Annotated in this window: 13 protein-coding genes; 6 read left to right on the top strand and 7 right to left on the bottom strand. The window is 67.6% G+C overall.

Annotation, left to right across the window (positions count from 1 at the left end):
* Nucleotides 1–46 precede the first annotated feature (46 nt).
* The gene (locus tag ISF28_RS08710; protein WP_198116770.1) at nucleotides 47–3274 is read right to left on the bottom strand and encodes an error-prone DNA polymerase; all 3228 of its coding nucleotides are present in this window, start codon (nucleotides 3272–3274) and stop codon (nucleotides 47–49) included.
* A gap of 78 nt (nucleotides 3275–3352) precedes the next feature.
* On the opposite strand from ISF28_RS08710, the gene ISF28_RS08705 reads away from it, so the two are divergent.
* Nucleotides 3353–4135 (top strand): PhzF family phenazine biosynthesis protein, encoded by a 783-nt coding sequence (locus ISF28_RS08705; protein ID WP_198116769.1) that lies wholly within the window; start codon nucleotides 3353–3355, stop codon nucleotides 4133–4135.
* Between the two features lie 48 nt (nucleotides 4136–4183).
* On the top strand, nucleotides 4184–4567 hold the full coding sequence (locus tag ISF28_RS08700; RefSeq protein WP_198116768.1) for a VOC family protein: 384 nt from the start codon (nucleotides 4184–4186) through the stop codon (nucleotides 4565–4567).
* 1 nt (nucleotide 4568) lies between these two features.
* Here the strand turns inward: ISF28_RS08700 and ISF28_RS08695 are convergent, their stop codons facing one another.
* Nucleotides 4569–4967, bottom strand: a complete 399-nt coding sequence (locus ISF28_RS08695; protein ID WP_198116767.1) for a VOC family protein — start codon at nucleotides 4965–4967, stop codon at nucleotides 4569–4571.
* A gap of 103 nt (nucleotides 4968–5070) precedes the next feature.
* Nucleotides 5071–6039 (bottom strand): threo-3-hydroxy-L-aspartate ammonia-lyase, encoded by a 969-nt coding sequence (locus ISF28_RS08690; protein ID WP_198116766.1) that lies wholly within the window; start codon nucleotides 6037–6039, stop codon nucleotides 5071–5073.
* A gap of 129 nt (nucleotides 6040–6168) precedes the next feature.
* On the opposite strand from ISF28_RS08690, the gene ISF28_RS08685 reads away from it, so the two are divergent.
* From ISF28_RS08685 to ISF28_RS08670, 4 genes are all read left to right on the top strand, one after another.
* Entirely contained in the window at nucleotides 6169–8559 is a 2391-nt protein-coding gene (locus ISF28_RS08685; RefSeq protein ID WP_229518955.1) for a TonB-dependent receptor plug domain-containing protein, read from the top strand.
* A 224-nt stretch (nucleotides 8560–8783) separates the two neighbouring features.
* Nucleotides 8784–9770 (top strand): glycosyltransferase family 2 protein, encoded by a 987-nt coding sequence (locus ISF28_RS08680; RefSeq protein WP_307727431.1) that lies wholly within the window; start codon nucleotides 8784–8786, stop codon nucleotides 9768–9770.
* Nucleotides 9763–10188, top strand: a complete 426-nt coding sequence (locus ISF28_RS08675; RefSeq protein ID WP_198116764.1) for a GtrA family protein — start codon at nucleotides 9763–9765, stop codon at nucleotides 10186–10188. The genes ISF28_RS08680 and ISF28_RS08675 overlap by 8 nt, the downstream gene beginning before the upstream one ends.
* Nucleotides 10158–11729 carry a glycosyltransferase family 39 protein gene (locus tag ISF28_RS08670; protein WP_198116763.1) on the top strand — a complete coding sequence of 524 codons (1572 nt, stop codon included), beginning with the start codon at nucleotides 10158–10160 and terminating at the stop codon, nucleotides 11727–11729. Before ISF28_RS08675 ends, ISF28_RS08670 begins: the two co-directional genes overlap by 31 nt.
* Nucleotides 11730–11763: 34 nt before the next feature.
* On the opposite strand, the gene ISF28_RS08665 is transcribed toward ISF28_RS08670, so the two are convergent.
* From ISF28_RS08665 to ppk2, 4 genes are all read right to left on the bottom strand, one after another.
* Nucleotides 11764–13101 (bottom strand): ATP-binding protein, encoded by a 1338-nt coding sequence (locus tag ISF28_RS08665; RefSeq protein WP_198116762.1) that lies wholly within the window; start codon nucleotides 13099–13101, stop codon nucleotides 11764–11766.
* A gap of 10 nt (nucleotides 13102–13111) precedes the next feature.
* Nucleotides 13112–13774, bottom strand: a complete 663-nt coding sequence (locus ISF28_RS08660) for a response regulator (RefSeq protein WP_198116761.1) — start codon at nucleotides 13772–13774, stop codon at nucleotides 13112–13114.
* Nucleotides 13775–13824: 50 nt separating this feature from the next.
* Nucleotides 13825–15348 (bottom strand): Do family serine endopeptidase, encoded by a 1524-nt coding sequence (locus tag ISF28_RS08655; protein WP_198116760.1) that lies wholly within the window; start codon nucleotides 15346–15348, stop codon nucleotides 13825–13827.
* 135 nt (nucleotides 15349–15483) lie between these two features.
* Nucleotides 15484–16404, bottom strand: a complete 921-nt coding sequence (ppk2, locus tag ISF28_RS08650) for a polyphosphate kinase 2 (RefSeq protein ID WP_198116759.1) — start codon at nucleotides 16402–16404, stop codon at nucleotides 15484–15486.
* Between the last annotated feature and the right edge of the window lie 167 nt (nucleotides 16405–16571).

Here is a 16571-nt window from a genome sequence, read left to right as displayed (position 1 = left end):
CGGGCGTGAGCCGCGCGGGCGCGAAAACCGCGATGATAAACGATCGCTAACAAAAGTCACGGCTGCGCGCATCCAGCTTGCCCAGCCAGTCCGACATGTCGACGAGCCGCTTGGCCACGAGGTGCCGCACCTCGCCTTCGCGCTGCCACACGCCGTACACGCCCAGCAGCGACGCATTCAGCACTTCGCGCCGCTGCTGTTCGACCAGTTGCGGCCAGACGATCACGTTGATGTTGCCCGTCTCGTCCTCGAGGGTCAGGAACAGCACGCCCTTCGCCGTGCCGGGACGCTGGCGCACGGTGACGATGCCGCAGGCGCGCGCCAGCTGGCCGTTCTGGAAGTCGTGCAGCACGTCGGCCGGCAGGAAGCGCCTGGCCAGCAGCCGCTCGCGCAGCAGCGCCAGCGGATGGCGGCCCAGCGTGAGGCCCTGCGCGCGGTAGTCGCCGACGATCTCGTCGCCTTCCCGCGGCGCGGCCAGCACCGGCACCTCCTCGACGGGCGTCGTGGGCCGCAGCAGGTCCTTGTCCGGCACGGCGCCCGCCGCGTGCCACAAGGCCTGGCGGCGGTGTCCCGCGAGCGGCGCCAGCGCATTGCCGGCGGCGAGCACCTGCAGGTCGCCCCGGTCGAGCCGGGCGCGGCGCGCGAGGTCGGTCGCGTCGGCGAACGGCCGGATCGCGCGCGCCATCTCGATGCGGTCGCCCGCGTCCTGCCCCAGCCCGCGCAGCATGTGCAGGCCCAGGCGCACGGCCGGCTGGGCGCGCGCATTGTCGGCACACTGAGCCTCCAAGTCTTCGAGCGCGGATTCCCAGCCGCTCACCATCACGTCGACGGGGCGCACCTCGATGCCGTGGCGGCGCGCGTCCTGCACGAGCTGGGACGGGCTGTAGAAACCCATCGGCTGGCTGTTCAACAGCGCACATAAGAACGCGGCCGGTTCGTGGCGCTTGAGCCAGGAGCTGGCATACGCGAGCAGCGCGAAGCTGGCCGCGTGCGATTCGGGAAAGCCGTATTCGCCGAAGCCCTGGATCTGGCTGAAGATCTGCTCCGCGAAGGCCAGGTCGTAGCCGCGCCTGAGCATGCCGCCGACGATGCGTTCGTAGTATTTTTCGAGGCCGCCCTTGCGCTTCCACGCGGCCATCGCGCGGCGCAGCTGGTCGGCCTCGCCCGGCGTGAAGCCGGCCGCGAGGATCGCCACCTGCATCACCTGCTCCTGGAAGATCGGCACGCCCAGCGTGCGTTCGAGCGCCACCTTCATGTCCGGGCTCGGATACTTGACGGGTTCCTTCTGCTCGCGCCGCTGCAGGTAGGGATGCACCATGCCGCCCTGGATCGGCCCCGGGCGCACGATCGCGACCTGGATCACGAGGTCGTAGAAGCGGCGCGGCTTCATGCGCGGCAGCATGCTCATTTGCGCGCGCGATTCGATCTGGAACACGCCGACGGTGTCGGCGCGGCAGATCATGTCGTAGGTCGGCTTGTCGTCGTGCGGGATGTCCTGCATCTCGAACGCCGTGCCGCGGCGCAGTCCGACCAGTTCCAACGCGCGTCGCAGCATCGACAGCATGCCGAGCGCCAGCACGTCGACCTTCATGAGGCCCAGTTCCTCGAGGTCGTCCTTGTCCCACTGGATGACGCTGCGGTCCGCCATCGTCGCGTTCTCGATGGGAACGAGGCGCGACAGCTTCCCGCGCGCCATCACGAACCCGCCCGGATGCTGCGACAGGTGGCGCGGAAAGCCGAGCAGGCGCTGGGCCAGCGACGCCCATTGGCGCGACAGCGGCGCCGCCGGATCGAGCCCGCTCTCGGCCAGGCGGTTCAACAGGTCGGCCTTGCCGTCGAACCAGTGGTGCTGCTTGCAGACCTTGTCGACGATGGCAAGGTCCACGCCGAGCGCGCGGCCGCTGTCGCGCAGCGCGCTCTTGGGCCGGTAGCTGATGACGACGGCCGCCAGCGCCGCGCGGGTGCGGCCGTACTTCTGGTAGATGTACTGGATGACTTCTTCGCGCCGCTGGTGCTCGAAGTCGACGTCGATGTCGGGCGGCTCGTTGCGCTCCTTCGAGATGAAGCGCTCGAACAGCAGGTTGCCCTGCGCCGGATCGACTTCCGTGATGCCCAGGCAGTAGCACACGGCGGAATTGGCGGCCGAACCGCGGCCCTGGCACAGGATGTCCTGCGAGCGCGCGTGGCGCACGATGTCGTACACGGTGAGGAAGTAGTGCTCGTAGCGCATCTCGGCGATCAGCGCCAGTTCGTGCTCGATCTGGGCCTGCACGTTGACCGGGATGCCTTGCGTGAAGCGCCGGTGCGCGCCGATCCACGTCTGCTCGCGCAGGTAGCTGGCGGCCGTGTGGCCGGGCGGGACCACCTCGTCCGGGTATTCGTAGCGCAGTTCCTCGAGCGAGAACGTGCACATGCGCGCGATGCGGACCGTCTCTTCCAGCGCCGCGCGCGGATAGATGTTCGCCAGGCGCATGCGCGAGCGCAGGTGCTGCTCCGCGTTCGGCGCCAGCTGGTAGCCGCACTGCGCCACCGGCTTGCCGAGGCGGACGGCCGTCATCGTGTCCTGCAAGGGTTTGCGCGAGCGGACGTGCATCGTCACGTGGCCGCACGCGACGATGTTCAGGCGGTGCTGCCAGCCCACTTCCTCGATGGTCGCGCGATGCACGTCGTCGAACGCCCGGTGCAGCAGGGTCAGGCCGAGCCACGCGCGGCGCGGAAACGTCTGCGCCAGCCACGCGGCCTGCTCGTGCAGCCGGTCGACGTCCTCGGCCAGGTGGCCGGGATACGCGGGCAGCAGGATCGCCAGGCAGTCCGGCATGCCGCGCAGGTGTTCGAGGTCGCCTACGGGCGCATCGAAATCGGACGGATGCAGCAGGTAGCTGCCCTTGCTGCTACGCGTGCGCCCGAGCGTGATCATCTCGGACAGGTTGCCGTAGCCGTTGCGGTTCTGCGCCAGCAGCAGGAGCGACGGCCCGCGGCGCCCGTCCGGATGCTGCAGGTGGAAATGGGCGCCGACGATCAGCGGGAGCAGCGAGCGCTTCGCCTCCGCGTGCGCGCGCGCGACGCCCGCCAGCGAACACTCGTCCGTCAGCGCCAGCGCCGTGTAGCCCAGCTGCACGGCCCGGTCCACCAGCTCTTCCGCATGCGACGCGCCCTGCAGGAACGAGAAATTCGATAGACAATACAGTTCCGCATAAGCCGGCAACCCCGCCGCCGCGCCGGCATGAGGATCGGTGGCGGGCGGCGTCAATCGGGTTGGCGGAAGATCGGGCATAGCATTTTTTTTAAAATGGTGTATCATGCAATACTGTATATAAACACAGTATAACCGACGAACCCGACCTTGCCAAATATGCACATCCATTCCCTGCGCTGCTTCGGTGCCCGCCCGGGCACCGGCAACCCGGCCCTCGTCATCGAAGACGGGGAGCACGACCCCGATGCCCGCCTGGCCCTGGCCCGCGCGCGCGACACGACCTGCGTCTTCGTCGACCTGGACGGCGACGGCACGCCGACCGTGGATTTTTATTACCCGCATATGCGCAGCCCGCTGTGCCTGCACGCGACGCTGGCCGTGGCGGCCGTCCTGTTCGCGCGCACGCCGGATGCCGGCGCCATCGCCGTGCGCACGGCGCTCAAGGGACAGGTGCTGGAACTGGTGCGCGCGCAAAACGATTATTTCGTGCGCCTGGCCGCCCAGCCGGTGGCCGCGCCGGACGTCGATACCGCCACGGCCGCGCGGCTGCTGGGCGTGCCGGCGGCGTCGCTGGCCGCGCCGTCGCGCGTGGCGTCCGTCGGCAGTCCCAAGCTGCTCGTCAAGGTGGCCGATCCGGACGCGCTCCACGGCCTCGCGCCCGACCTCGCGGGCATCGCCGCCTGGGGCAAGGAGGCGGGCGTGAACGGCATCTATGCCTGGTGCCGGCGCGGCGACGGCACGTTCGAGGGCCGCAACTTCAACCATCTCGACCCCAGGCTGGAAGACCGCGCGACGGGCGTCGCGGCCGGCGCGCTGACGGCGCTGCTCGGACTGGGCCTCCTGCTGCGCCAGGGCCGCGCCACGGGCGCCGATTGCCTGATCCGCACGCGCAGGGACGGCGCCGCCATCCTCGTCGGCGGCCTGGCGGAAACGGTTTGATTCACCGCTGTTGTACCCCCCTCAACCTTCTTCATCAAGGAGACCGAAATGGAACGGAACGTCGTAGGCTGGTTCGAAATCTATGTGGACGACATGGCGCGCGCCCGCACCTTTTATGAAGCCGTATTCCAGGTGACGCTGTCCAACCTCGCACCGGAAGGGGACGCCTCCGGCCTGCAGATGTGGGCCTTCACGGGCGACCCGAACGCCGGCGGCGCGGCCGGCGCCATCGTGCAGATGGAAGGCTGCAAGGCCGGCGGCAACAGCACGATCGTGTATTTCAGCTGCGCCGACTGCGCCGTGGAAGCGGCACGCGCCGCCGCGAACGGCGGGCGCATCTTCAAGGACAAGTTCTCGATCGGGCAGTACGGCCACATCGCCCTCGTCGAAGATACCGAGGGCAACGTCATCGGCCTGCACTCGATGGCTTGAATCAGGACTGCGGCGCCATCCAGGCCAGTTCCCAGACATGGCCATCGAGGTCTTCGAACCCGTGGCCATACATGAAGCCGTGATCCTGCGGCGGCCGCGGCGCCCGGCCGCCGGCCGCGACGGCTTTCGCCACCAGGTCGTCGACTTCCTGGCGGCTCTCGCAACTCAGGCAGACCAGCACCTCGGTCGCTTCCTTCGCCTGCACGATGGGCTTGTCGACGAAGGTCTTGAAGAACGGTTCCGTGAGCAGCATCGCGTAGATGCTGCCGTCCGCGATCACCATGCAGGCGCCGCTCTCGTTGGTGAACTGGGGATTGAACGTGTAGCCCAGCGCCTCGAAGAACGCCTTGGATTTGTCCAGGTCCTTGACCGGCAGGTTGACGAATATCTGTTTGTTCATGATGCCTCCTGAGTTTTGGGTGTTTGGGTGGAAGTGGATGCCGCATTCGTACGACGAACGGGGCAGCGCCAAATCGACAACGTCCGAAAAATATTTTCGTCGCTCAACCGGCCAGGAAACCGCTCAACTTCGCCAGGTCGATGTTGCCGCCGCTGACGAGGATGCCCACCTTCTTGCCGCGCAATGCATCGCGCATACGCCGCGCCGCCGCGAAGCCGAGGCAGCCCGTCGGTTCGACGACGATCTTCATGCGCTCGGCGAAGAAGCGCATGCACTGCACCAGTTCGTCGTCCGTCGCCGTCAGGATGTCGTCCACGTCGCGCCGGATGATCGGGAAGGTGATGTTGCCCAGGTGCTGGGTCTGGGCGCCGTCCGCGATGGTCTGCGGCGTGTCGATGTGCACGATCGTCCCCGTGCGGAACGATTGCTGCCCGTCGTTGCCGGCCTCCGGCTCCACGCCGTACAGGCGGCATTCCGGCGCCAGCGCGCGCGTGGCCAGTGCGGAACCGGACAGCAGGCCGCCGCCGCCCAGGCAGACGAAAAAGGCGTCCAGCGGCCCCGTTTCCTCGAACAATTCCTTGGCGGCAGTGCCCTGCCCCGCGATCACGTCCGGGTGGTCATACGGCGGGATCAAGGTCAATCCATGCTTCTGCGCCAGGTCGCGGCCGATCTGTTCGCGATCCTCCTTGTAGCGGTCGTACAGCACGACGTTGCCGCCGTAGCCGCGCGTGGCGGCGACCTTGGCAGCGGGGGCGTCCTGCGGCATCACGATCGTGGCAGGAATGCCGAGCAGCTTCGCCGACAGGGCGATGGCTTGCGCGTGGTTGCCGGACGAGAACGCGACGACGCCGGCCCGGCGCTGCTCCGGCGTGAATTTCATCAACGCGTTGTAGGCGCCGCGGAACTTGAAGGCGCCCATGCGCTGCATGTTCTCGCACTTGAAAAAGACCTGGGCGCCGAAGGCCTCGTCGACGGTACGCGAGGTCAGCACCGGCGTGCGGTTGGCGACGCCGGCGATGCGTCCGGCAGCCTGGACGACATCATCGTAGGTGGGGAGCGGGAGCATGCTCATCCTGGTTCCTTTCGGGTTGGTGGATGGGTGACCGCATTGTAATCGTTCCTTGTTGTACTTATGAGACGTTCAAATGGTTGCTTAGATGGAAATTCTTTAATATGCAATTTTTCCCACGGAGCAAACCCCTTGAAACTCACACCGATCCGCCACTCCGTCCTGCTCGGCCTGTACGGCAGCGCGGCGCTGGCTTTCGCGCCGGCCGCCTTCGCACAAAATGCCACGGGCCCCGTCGCTACGGACAACAACGTCCAGACCGTCAACATCGTCGGCTCGCGCCGCGTCGGCAACACGTCGGCCACCGATACCCCGGTTCCCGTCGACTACATCCCGCTGACGAAGGCCGCCGAGCAAAGCGGCCAGTTCGACCTGGCCCAGACCCTGGCCAACATCTCGCCGTCGTTCAACTCGACGCGCCAGACGGGCGCGGACGGCGCCGACCTGATCGACTCGGCCGCCCTGCGCGGCCTCGGTTCCGACCAGACCCTCGTGCTGGTAAACGGCAAGCGCCGCCACACGACGGCCCTCGTGAACCTGTTCGGCGCGCGCAACCGCGGCAATACGGGCACGGACATGAACGCGATTCCCGTCCTCGCCATCAAGGACATCCAGGTGCTGCGCGACGGCGCCGCCGCGCAATACGGCTCGGACGCCATCGCCGGCGTCATCGACGTCGAGCTGCGCAAGGACCTGGGCTGCGAGGCCGTGACCGGCTTCGGCGAATACTCGAAGCACGACGGCAAGAACTGGCTGGCGTCCGCCTACTGCGGCGTGGCCGTCGCCAACGGCGTGCTGGGCATCACGGGCGAATACTATGACCGCGGCCGCTCCAACCGCTCCGATCCGGGCAGCCTGCGCATCATCGGCGACACCAAGTCGAAGAACGAGACCGTGTACGTGAACGGCGAATTCCCCGCCGGTCCGGGCAAGCTGTACCTGACGGCCGGCGCCCAGACCCGCGACGCCTCCTCCGCCGCCTGGGCGCGCGGCGGCGTCGGTTCGGACGACATCCCGTCGCGCAACTCGGCCGCCATGTACCCGGACGGCTTCGTCCCGTTCATCAACGGCGACATCGACGACCGCTACGGCATCGTCGGCTACCGCACCCGCATCGGCGAATGGGCCAGCGATTTCTCGCAGACCTATGGCTACAACCGCATGCGCTACAACATTTCGCACACGCTCAACGCGTCGATCGCGAACCTGGACCTGATCAACGGCGGCAAGGGCGTGAGCCCGTCGCAGTTCGACGCCGGCGGCTTCTCGTTCCGCCAGTTGACCTCCAACGCCGACTTCAGCCGCTTCTACGACGACATCCTCGGCGGCCTGAACGCCGCATTCGGCTTCGAATACCGCAAGGAGAATTACCAGATCTTCGCCGGCGAGCCGGGTTCGTACAACGACGCCGACGGCATCGGCTTCGGCGGCAATGCCGGCAGCCAGGGCTTCCCGGGCTTCCAGCCGAGCGACGCGGCCAACCGCGATCGCCACAGCACGGCCGCCTACGTCGATTTCGAAGCGGACATCACCCCACGCGCCAAGCTGCAGACCGCCGTGCGCCACGAGCATTACTCCGACTTCGGCTCGACGACGACCGGCAAGCTGGCCGGCGCCTTCAAGGCCACGGACGACCTGCTGCTGCGCGCCTCGGCCAGCACGGGCTTCCGCGCGCCGTCGCTGCAGCAGATCTACTTCTCGTCCACCTTCACCGACTTCGTCGCCGGCGTGCCGACCGACGTCGTGCTCGCGCCGAACGGCGGCCGCGTCGCCAACGCGGCGGGCATCCCGAAGCTGCATGAGGAAAAATCGAAGAGCTACACGCTGGGCACGACGTGGACGCCGGCCAAGAACATCTCCGTCACGGCCGACCTGTACCAGATCCGCATCGACAACCGCATCGTGCTGTCGGGCCGCTTCGACGCCGACAATTATCCGGCCCTGGGCGCCATCCTGCAGAACCTGGGCGTGGGCCAGGCGCAGTTCTTCGTGAACTCCGTCGACACGCGCACGCGCGGCCTGGACCTGACGGCGTCGCACCACACGACCGTGGGCGGCGGCAAGCTGGCCACCTACCTCGCCATGAACTTCAGCAAGACCGAAGTGACGGGCGTGCACGCCCCGGCCGCGCTGGCCGGCCACGAGGACGTGCTGCTGTCCGAACGCGAGCGCCTGTTCATCGAACAGGGCGGCCCGCGCCGCAAGGCCACGCTGGACTTCGACTACACGCTCGGCCAGCTGGAATCGGACTTCCGCATCATCCACTACGGTCCGCAGACGCTGGGCACGTTCGACGGTCCGCCGGTGCCGGACCAGTACTACAAGTCGAAGACGTCGGCCGACCTCGCGTTCACGTGGGCATTCAGCGACAAGACCAAGCTGACCGTCGGCGGCACGAACATCTTCAACGTGCATCCGACCCAGCAGAATCCGGACGAGACGGACAACGGTTTCAAATACGAAAGCGTGCAGTTCGGCCTGAACGGCGCGGCCTACTTTGCGCGCTTGTCGCATAAGTTCTGATAACGATCGTCGATAGATGCCGTCGTCCCCGCCTGCGCGGGGACGACGTTTTCACGCCGCTTCCGAAGCGAACTGAGCGCATCCCGCCGACATCTTCGCGTAACGCACACGAAACGAAAAATCGCGTCCGTTAAACCTATGTTATGTTTCGTACCGCTGATGCATAACAAGGTTGTCGACGGATCGCCATGAGCTTCCCCAAAGAATCCCTTCCCGTTGACCCCATGCCGGGCGGCGCCGAGCTCGCGCGGCGCGACACGGACCACCTGCCCCTGCTGTCGCTCGTCGTGCCGTTCTACAACGAGCAGGACATGCTCCCGCACTTCTTCGGCGGCGTGATCCCCGAACTGGAACGCATCCAGAACATCCGCTTCGAAATCCTGTGCGTGAACGACGGCAGCCGCGACCGCACGCTCGACGGCCTCGTCGCCTACGCCCATGCGGATGCGCGCGTGCGCGTCGTCGACCTCACGCGCAATTTCGGCAAGGAAGCCGCGCTGACGGCCGCCATCTTCGAAGCGCGCGGCGACCTGATCGTGCCCTTCGACGCCGACCTGCAGGACCCGCCCGACGTCATCGGCAAGCTGGTCGAGAAATGGCGCGAAGGCTATGACGTCGTGCTGGCCAAGCGCGCCGACCGCGATGCCGATTCGCTGCTGAAACGGTGGACGGCGCTGTTCTTCTACCGCATCCACAACGATATGGCGGACTTGCCGATCCCGGAAAACGTCGGCGATTTCCGCCTGTTCACCCGTAACGTCGCCAACGCCCTCAAGGCGCTGCCGGAATCCTGCCGCTTCATGAAAGGCCTGTTCGCCTGGGTCGGCTTCAAGACGGCGACCGTCGACTACAAGCGCGCGCCGCGCGCGGCCGGCAAGTCCAAGTTTTCCGGCTGGAAGCTGTGGAATTTCGCGCTGGAAGGCATCACCAGTTTTTCCACGCTGCCGCTGCGCGTCTGGACTTACCTCGGCGTCTCGGTGGCGATCTTCGCGCTGACGCGCGCGTTCTGGCTCGTGATCCGCACGATCCTCTACGGCGTCGACGTGCCGGGCTATGCGTCGCTGGCGACGGCGATCCTGCTGCTCGGCGGCATCCAGCTGATCGGCATCGGCGTGCTCGGCGAATACGTGGGCCGCATCTACCTGGAATCGAAGGGACGGCCCGTATATCTCGTGCGCAAGCGCTATGAAAGTCCGACGGTCCATGCGTGAACGGGGCGGCGTGGGCCGGTTCCTGACGTATGCCGCGGTGGGCGCCGCCGGGACGGCCGGGCATTACGCCTTCCTGCTCACGGCCGTCTCGCTGGGCATGCTGGCGCCCGTGCCGGCGTCCGTCGTCGGCGCGCTCGTCGGGGCCGTCGTCAATTTCGTGCTGAACGCCGTCGTCACCTTCCGTGCCCACGCGCACTCGCACGCGCATCCGCATTCCCATCTGACCTCGCGCACGGCCGCGCGCTTCTTCGCGACGGCAGGCGTTGCAGTGGCCGTCAACGGCGCCGCGATGGCCGTGCTGGTGAACGGCGTACGCCTCGACTATCGCCTGGCCCAGGTGCTCGTGACGGGCACCCTGCTGTGCGTCACCTATGTCGTCAATTCGCTATGGACATTTCAGGCCAGCAAAGCCCGCTGAATCCCGGCCGGCCGGCCGCAAGCGCGGGCGCCCGGTTCGAACGCGACGCCCCGCTCGCCCGCTTCTGGACGCTGGCCATGCTCGTCACCGGCCTCGCCCTGCTGGTCCGGCTGCCCACGCTGGCCAGCCGCTCGCTGTGGCTGGACGAGACGTACAGCGCGTGGTTCGCCGCCGTACCGCTGCATGCGCTGTGGACGAGCGTGCCGCTGTACGAGACGCATCCGCCGCTCTACTACACGGTGCTCAAGGGCTGGACCGCGCTGTTCGGCAACGGCGAGGCGGCCATGCGCAGCCTGTCCGTCCTCGCCAGCGTGCTGACCGTGTTCGCGTTGCCGGCCGGCGCGCGGCTGGCGCGGCTGGGCCCACGGGCCGAGCGCGTCGCGCTGCTGGCCGCGCTGTTTCTCGCGCTGAACGCGGCGAGCATCCAGTATGCGCAGCAAGCCCGGCCGTACGCGCTGCAGGCGCTGGCCGGCTCGCTGGCCGTGTTCTTTGCCGGCATGCTCGTCTTGTCCTTCGCGCGCCCAAGCGGCGCCGCACGGGCGCGGATGTGGTGGTGGGTCGCCGGGCTCGCCGCCGGCGCGGGGCTCACGATGTGGTTGCACGACACCGGCGTGTTCGCGGCGCTGGGCCTGTGGACGGGCATGACGGTCGCGCTGCTCGCGGCGACGCCGGGCCCGCGCCGCCCGCAGATCCTGGCCGTCGGCCTCGCGGGCGTCGGCGCGCTGCTCGTGTGGTCGCCGTTCGTCCCGATGCTCGTCAAGCAGAACGCGGCGATGGCGCATTTGTCGTACTGGATCCGCTTCACGCCGCGCAACGTCACCTCGGCCTGGACCGTCATCAGCGGCGGCCGGGTGCTGCACTATCCCGCCGCGCTGCTCGTGCTGCTCGGGTTCGCGTGGTTGTGGAAGCATGCGCGCGCCCATTTCTGGCTGCTCGCGTGCGTGCTGGTGGTGCCGATCCTCGCGCTCGCCGGCTACAGTTATGTCGTGAAGCCCGTGTTCCTGTCGCGGCTGTTCCTGTGGCTCGGGCCGCTGGGCATGGTGTTGCTGGCGCTGGGCGTCGGCCAGCTCGCGCCGCGCTGGCGCCTGCCCGCGGTCGCCGTCGTGCTGGCGTTGTCGGCCCACGCGGTGCTCGGCTTCTACCGCTCGCGCACGGAAGACTGGCGCGGCATGCTGGCCCGGGTGGCGCGCGACAGCCGGCCGGGCGACGTCGTGCTCGCGTTTCCGAACGAGGTGCAGATGCCGGTCACGTACTACCTGAAGACGGGACCGGCCGTCGCCTACCTGCCCGGCCCGTTTCCCGCCCTGCACCTGCCGCGCACGTACACGGGCAATGCCGGCGCGCCGAACATCGCGCCCGACGACGTCGCGCGGATCCGCGCGCTGACGGCCGGGCATCCGCGCGTGTGGTTGATCGAGCGGCTGGCGAATCTGTACGATCCGCGGGGGATCGTGATGAACGAGTTGGGGAGGCGGTATCGGCTCGTGCGGACGATCGAGGGGAATGGGGCAAACATTCGCTTGTACGTGGCGATTCATTGAATGGTGGGCACCCCGTGCCCACCAAGCGTTGACGCTACGTAGAGACCGGGAACGTGACGGTGGCTTCGAGCCCGCCGAGCCGCTTCGATTCGCCCAACGCCAACGTCGCCCCGTGCCGCTCCGCGATCGACTTGATGATGGCGAGACCGAGCCCGCTGCCCGCCGCGTCGCTGCCCGGCACGCGATAGAAACGGTCGAACACGCGCTCGCGTTCCGCCGGCGGGATGCCCGGTCCGCTATCTTCCACGGACACGCGCACGCCCGCCGATTCCGCCACGACCGACACGTCGACCGTGCCGCCGCCCGGCGTGTACTTGATCGCGTTGTCGATCAGGTTACGCAGCAAAATCATCAGCGCATCCGGTTGCCCTTCCACCTCGGCGCTGTCCGCGCGCTGCAGGCCGAGGTCGATCTGCTTCGCGGACGCGACGCCGGCCAGGTCCGCGACCGCGCGCTTGGCCGCGCCGGCGAGGTCGACGTTCTGGCGCGGCGCGCCGCCCGCCTCGCTCGCTTCCTGGCGCGCGAGCACGAGCAGTTGTTCGACCAGGCGCGTGGCCCGTTCGATACCGGCCGTCAGGCGGCTCACGGCCAGGCGTTTCGCGTCCGGACCGTCCGACCGCTCCAGGCTCTGCACCTGCAGTTTCAATGCGGCGAGCGGCGTGCGCAGCTCGTGCGCGGCGTCGGCGACGAAATGCTGCTGGGCGGCGAACGCCGTGCGCACGCGGCCGAACAGCAGGTTGAGTTCCTGCACGAGCGGCCGCACCTCGTCCGGCAGGCCGGCCTCGGACACGGGCGACAGGTCGTCCGCCTGGCGCGACGCCACCTGCTTGCGCACGCGCGCGACGGGTTCCAGCGAGCCGCTGACGACCCACCACACGACGAGCATCAGGATCGGCATCATGACGGCGATCGGTCCCAGCGTGCGCAGCGCGAGATTGCTCGCCATGCTGCGCCGCACGGCGAGGTCCTGCGCGACCTGCACGGTCTGGTTATCCGTCTGGATCGAAAAGATGCGGTACGTCGTGCCGTTGGCGCGCACGTTGGAAAAACCCAGCACGGCGCGCTGCGGCAGGTGCGCGTGCGAAGCGCTGCGGAACACGCGCACGCCGTCCGGCGACCACACCTGCACGACGAGATCGTCGTTGCCGCTGATGGGCGTGTCGGCACTGGCCGCATCCTCGGCGCTCGTCAGCGGCACGCGCGAACGCAGCGACAGCGCCATCTGCTGCATGTGGTAGTCGAAGATCTGGTCGGCGTCGTTGAGGGCGGTGCGGTAGGCGATCGACGCCTGGGCGACCGCCGCGATGGTGATCGCCGCCAGCAGGAACCACAAGAGCCGCCCGCGCAGGGAATGCGTGACCCTCACTTTCATGCGGAATCCTTCACACCTTCGGCACCATGTAGCCCACGCCGCGCACGTTCTGGATCAAGTCGCTGCCCAGCTTCTTGCGCAGGCCGTGGATATAGACTTCCACGGCATTGCTGGACACTTCGTCGCGCCAGCTGTACAGCTTTTCCTCGAGCTGGGCGCGCGACAGCACGGCGCCGGGACGCGCGACGAGCGCTTCCAGCACGGCCCATTCGCGCGCCGACAGCACGACCGGCTGGCCGTCGACCAGCACTTCGCGCGTGGCGGGATTGATGGCGATGTTCTTGTATTCGAATATCGGTTCGGCGCGTCCGGCCGCGCGCCGCAGCAGCGCGCGGATACGCGCCAGCAGTTCGTCGAGATCGTAGGGTTTGAGGACGTAGTCGTCCGCGCCGGCATCGAGCCCGGCGATGCGCTCTGCGACGGCGTCGCGCGCGGTGGCGACGAGCACGGGCGTCCGGTCCTTGCGCGCGCGCATCGCGCGCAGCACCTCGAGCCCGTCCTTGCGCGGCAGTCCCAGATCGAGCACGACGAGGTCGTAGTTCTGGTTCTGCATCAGGGCCGTGTCGGCCATCTCGCCGTCCTTGACCCAGTCGACGGCGTAGTGCTCGGCCCTGAGCAGGTCGAGCACCACTTCGCCGATCATCGTATCGTCTTCCACCAGCAGCAGCCGCATCAAATCCCCCGATTCTCAGAAACCATGCCGATTCGAGACGTCACGATGCGTCAGCCGATCGGCACGGGGATGAATATTTTGTCATCCCCGCGCTGAACCAGCAAGGCCACCGACTTCGCGGACTTCCTGACGACGTCGCGCACCTGGCCCACCGAGTTCACCGGCTTGCCGTTGACGGCCAGCAGGACGTCGCCCGGATGCACGCCGGCGATCGCGGCCGCGCCGCCCGCATCCTCGACCAGGAGGCCCGATGCGATACCGGCCTGGTTGCGCTCGGCCGGATCCAGCGGACGCAGGGCCAGGCCCAGCTTGGCGCCGTTGTCGTTGCCGGCCAGGTTGTCGCGGTCGGCCAGGTCCGGCTTGTCCTTGGCATTGGCCAGCGTCGCGGTCACCTGCATCTCCTTGCCGTCGCGCCAGACGTCCATCGCCAGCTTGTCGCCCGGCTTGGCCACCGCCACCATCGCCGACAGGTCGCCGCCCGTGACGAGCGGCTGGCCGTTGACCTTGCGGATCACGTCGCCCGACTTGAGGCCCGCCTTGTCGGCCGCGCTGCCGCGCTCCACGTTCGCCACCAGCGCGCCGTCCGGCGACTGCAGCTTGAACGCGTCGGCGAAGCCCTGGCTGACGTCCTGCAGGCTCACGCCCAGCTTGGCGTGCTGCACCTTGCCGGTGGCGAGGATCTGGTCCTTGATGCGCACGGCGACGTCGATCGGGATCGCGAACGACAGGCCCTGGTAGCCGCCCGTCTGGCTGTAGATCTGCGAGTTGATGCCGACCACTTCGCCGCGCGTGTTGAACAGCGGCCCGCCCGAGTTACCCGGGTTGACCGCGACGTCGGTCTGGATGAACTGCACGCCGTTCTGGTCGATGTTGCGGCCCTTGGCGCTCACCACGCCCGCGGTCACGGTCGATTCCAGGTCGTACGGCGAACCGATCGCCAGCACCCATTCGCCGACCTGCAGGTTGCGCGTGGTCCCGAGCGGGACGACGGGCAGGTTCTTGGCGTCGATCTTCAGCACGGCGACGTCGGTCTTGGGATCGGAGCCGAGGACTTTCGCGCGGTATTCGCGGCGGTCCTGCAGCTTGACCGTGACTTCGTCGGCATCGCGCACCACGTGCGCATTGGTCAGGATGACGCCGTTCGGACTGACGATGAAGCCCGATCCGGCGCCGTAAACGAGTTCCCCACGTCCGCCGCGCGGTTGCTGCGGCTGGAAACGGCGGAAGAATTCGAAGAAGGGATCGTCCTCGTCGAACTGCGGCATCTGGCGTTGCGACACCTTGGTCGTGCCGACGACGCGGATGTTCACGACGGCCGGGCCGTTGCGCGAGACGATCTTGGTAAAATCGGGCAAGGCCACGCCGGCCGGATTGCCCGCCACCGGTGCCGGCGCGGCGGCGACAGGCGCCGGCGTGGCCGGCGTAGCCGCGATGGAGGCTGCCGCTGCGGCGGCCGTGGCGTCTTTGTGTTCGACTGCGATCGTACCTACCGCTCCGCCGATGACACCGGCCGCGAACAGGGCCAGCGTGAGGCGTTTTGCGGTGATGGCAGTAACGGTACCTTCGTGAGACATGTACGTGCTCCCAGGTTGGAAAAAGTGGTTTGAGGAGTGCTCTTTTCGTAGGGAGTATATTGGCGCAGCAGTCTTAGACCTCCCTTAAAAATGCCGGAGGCCGCCTGCGCCGGGGGATGGTGCGGCGCCGGCCGCTCAATACACGTCGGGGACGATGATCTCTTGCGGCACCGGGCGCCGCACGTAATCGTCGTGGTATTCGCGCTCGGGCAGCTGGATCGCGGGCCGGTCGACTTCCGCGTACGGGATTTGCCGCAGCAGGTGGTGGATGCAGTTCAGGCGCGCCCGTTTCTTGTCGATGCCCTGCACCACCCACCATTTCGCTTCCGGGATGTGGGTGCGTTCCAGCATGTTCTCCTTCGCCTTCGTGCATTCCTCCCAGCGGCGGCGCGATTCGAGATCCATGGGGCTCAGCTTCCACTGCTTGAGCGGATCGTGGATGCGGCTCAGGAAGCGCGCGTTCTGCTCCTCGTCCGAGATCGAGAACCAGTACTTGATGATCTGGATGCCCGAACGCGCCAGCATGCGCTCGAATTCCGGCACCGTCTGGAAGAATTCCTCGTACTCGGCATCGGTGCAGAATCCCATCACGCGCTCGACGCCGGCGCGGTTGTACCAGCTGCGGTCGAACAGGACGATCTCGCCGGCCGCGGGCAGGTGCGACACGTAGCGCTGAAAATACCACTGGGTGCGCTCGCGGTCGTTCGGCGCGGGCAGCGCGGCCACGCGGCATACGCGCGGATTGAGCCTCTGGACGATGCGCTTGATGGCGCCGCCCTTGCCGGCCGCGTCGCGCCCTTCGAACAGGATCACGACCTTGTGCCCCGTGTGCACGACCCAGTCCTGCAGCTTGACCAGTTCGGCCTGCAGGCGGAACAGCTCGCGGAAGTAATCGAGGCGCGCTTGCCGCTCCTCGTCGGTCTGCGCGCGCGCCGGCAGCAGCGTGTCCGGATCGAGGTCGCGGTCGTCCAGCTCCAGTTCGAGTTCCTCGTCGTAGCTGTCGGCGATGTCGCGGCGCACGCGTTGCACCAGGTCGGGATGGTCGGTATATCGCATGGGGATCTCGGCTCGATGTGGAAGAAGGTCGGCATGGTGGCCGGGCGACGGATCGCGGCGGCTGCGCCGACGACCATACCGGATGGATGTGACGGCGGTGTGAATGGGGCGCGGTAAACGGCAAAAGGCGCCGCAGCGCCTTTTGCCGAATGCGTCTCGCGGTGTCG

The sequence above is a fragment of the Massilia rhizosphaerae genome (assembly GCF_016093545.1).
Classification (GTDB): Bacteria; Pseudomonadota; Gammaproteobacteria; order Burkholderiales; family Burkholderiaceae_D; genus Telluria; species Telluria rhizosphaerae.
Note: the sequence above shows the minus strand (reverse complement) of the source record. Positions and strands in the feature narration are given on the sequence as shown.